The 1,767-nt window shown below is 65.1% G+C and carries 1 protein-coding gene; it reads right to left on the bottom strand.

Annotated elements, in window-relative coordinates; all coding sequences use genetic code 11:
- A partial coding sequence (locus FJY88_14185) for a PEP-CTERM sorting domain-containing protein (GenBank protein MBM3288476.1) occupies nucleotides 1-746 on the bottom strand: 746 nt, incomplete at its 3' end.
- Nucleotides 747-1,767 lie beyond the last annotated feature (1,021 nt).

Raw genomic sequence — 1,767 nt, forward strand, 5'->3', positions numbered from 1 at the left:
CGCGACCGCGCGGCGATGCCGCTCAGCATCAGCCCGCCGCCAAGCAGCATCAGGGTCGCGGGCTCGGGAACGGGGGTGACGGCCATGTCGACCTCCGCCAGGTCGTTGCCGCATCCCATGGTCCAGTGGATCATCATCGACTCGTTTAGGAACCCCAGCGCCTCGCGATCGATGATCGCCTCGATCGAGTAGCGCCCGTCGAACGCGCCATAACGGAAGGCCTCGATCGGAGAGCTGTTCTGCCAAGCCGTGACCAGGAGCGGATCGGCCGCGCCGCCCCACGCGGGCTGGCCGGCAAGATGCGGATCCTGCCACACGAGGTCACCCCAACGGAGCGCGCCGCCCGCGCTCGTGTCGACGGCGTAGTCATAGACATCGTCGTCGTTCATGTCGATCCCGATGTCTCCAGCCGCGAAGTGCTGGTAGTAGTAGCCGTTCCATCCGGTGCGCCCGGCAAGCGGGAAGCCCGTCACGATCCCGATATAGGCAAATGAATTGTCATATGCGAGATAGGTGGCCTCGACGTCGTACTCCTGGCCGCCGTAACCAGGATCCAGGAAGCCATCTCCGCCTCCGACCCAGTCATCGAGCACCCAGGTCACGTTCTCCGGCGCGTTGCCGTTGGGGGTCCATTGCCCGTACGAGATGCCCCAGTCATCGAGGAAGAGCTGTGTCGCTCCGGCGGTCATGGTGCCGGTCGCCAGGGCAGCGACAACAAGAACAACCGCTCGGTATGTGGGTCTCATGGCTACAATCCCCCTGCTATCCGAGGCCGTCCTCAGATGAGCAACCTGTCAACTTTCCAAGACTCTTGATAGAGCCTCTGGAATAAGTCTACGACTCTTCGTCGCTTGATTTCAATAGTATTCGGGAGTTCTGTCCCTTTGTCTTCCAGGATCGGTGATCTAGTTCACTATCCTGACCGAACCGTACGCCTGCCATACAGTTACGGCATCCTCATAGGGGGGGTGGGACCTGATGGCCCCAACCCGGACCATCGGCTCGAGCATAGGCCACTTTTCCAAGCGGATGTCAAGAGCAATGCTGTTGGTCGTGCTTCCCTGGGACCATGGGCCGGGGTCGACTCTGCGCCTCCTGATCCAGTGGGCCTCGGCAAGAAGGTCTTCGAGCGGGCGCCCGCGGAGGCTAGCGCTCCAGATCGCCCACTCTTCGCGACCCAGGGCGGGCGATGTGAGGGCGTCGATCTCCCGCACGTCGCGCCAGAAGAAGCTCGCGCCGACACGCTCGCGCGCCGAGCCCGGCGACTGGAGGAGGCTCGCCGCCACCAGTCCTCTCCATCCCTCGCGGTTGGCCTCATAGTTGAGCGCGTCATAGAGCGGATCGAAGTCGCCGCCGACATGGAGCCGATGGAGCCTCCCCCGCAGCGCGAGCGCGCCGCGGTCGAGCGAGGCGCTCAGTCCCGCCCGCGCCGCGGTTCCGTCGAGGATGTTCAGCTTGCCGCTCGGCTTCCGCGGGTCCTGCTGGTGCGCCGCGGGGTACTCCGTGTGGACGCCTGACCACTCCGCATCGAGCGCGATCTCCTCGATCGGCAACAGGCGGATGAGGCCGGTCCAGACCCTCTCGTCCCGCTCGATCGGCGGATACTGCGCGCTGAGGTTCGAAGTGCGGCGATCGTCCTCCGCGCCGACGAATCCGAGGCGGAGCCCGACCGGCGACGCGAGCCCGTAGGCGCGCTCTTCCGTCCCGGCCTTGCCGAAGTCGATCACTCCCCCGTGCAGGATCCTCCGGAACCTCGGCTCGCGCGAT

Source organism: Candidatus Eisenbacteria bacterium, assembly GCA_016867495.1.
In the GTDB taxonomy this organism is placed as follows: Bacteria; Eisenbacteria; RBG-16-71-46; order CAIMUX01; family VGJL01; genus VGJL01.